Annotated in this window: 2 protein-coding genes; one reads left to right on the forward strand and one right to left on the reverse strand. The window is 71.1% G+C overall.

Features of this window, described 5'->3' with window-relative positions; all coding sequences use genetic code 11:
* Nucleotides 1-403 (reverse strand): ArsR/SmtB family transcription factor (locus K9U41_RS22995; RefSeq protein WP_282643155.1); only part of this gene is annotated, 403 nt, incomplete at its 3' end.
* A 103-nt stretch (nucleotides 404-506) separates the two neighbouring features.
* On the opposite strand from K9U41_RS22995, the gene K9U41_RS23000 reads away from it, so the two are divergent.
* Nucleotides 507-689: NAD(P)-binding protein (locus tag K9U41_RS23000; RefSeq protein ID WP_282643156.1), on the forward strand; the 183-nt coding region annotated here is incomplete at its 3' end.

Below are 689 nucleotides of genomic sequence, written 5' to 3' on the forward strand. Positions count from 1 at the left end.
CCGGGCAGCAGAGCAGGGTCGCCAGCGTGCCCATCACGACGTCTGCGGCGTGGGGGAGCCCCGTGCAACAGGCGGGGTTCACCGAGACGACCGACGCGGTGCCGACCTTGTCGACGGCCACGAAGCCGACCTCGGCGAGCCTCTTCACGTGGTGCGAGCACGTCGACTGGCTGATGCCGAGGGCCGCGGCGAGGTCGCCGACCCGCAGGGAGCCGGACCGTGCGGTCGAGACGGTGTGCAGCAACCTCACGCGGGTCGGGTCGGCGAGGACGGCGAACCACTCGGCGTACGTCGCGGCCGCCTGCTCGTCGAGAGTCGGCCGGGAGGTGGATGGTCCGCAGTCGTCGGGGCCGCAGGCGTCCTTGCTCGCGGCGAGGACCGGAAGTTCTTCGATGACGCTCACGTCGTCATCTTAATCGACAGTGTTCGATGGTTGCCTGCATCGACGCGTATCGATACTGTGTCATTCATCGACCGTCGTCGATCCACCCCGCGAGGAGCCGAGCATGACCACGACCGACCAGCCTCGTCCCGACCAGCGATCGGCCGCCGAGCGGCATCCCGGCCTCCCCGTCGTCGTGGTGGGCGCCGGACCGGCCGGTCTGGCCGCCGCCGCGCAGGCTCATGCGCGCGGCCTTTCCGTGCTCGTGCTCGAAGCGGGCAGCGGCGCCGGGGCCGCCGTCCAGGAG

The organism is Xanthobacter autotrophicus, assembly GCF_029991245.1.
In the GTDB taxonomy this organism is placed as follows: domain Bacteria; phylum Pseudomonadota; class Alphaproteobacteria; order Rhizobiales; family Xanthobacteraceae; genus Xanthobacter; species Xanthobacter autotrophicus_C.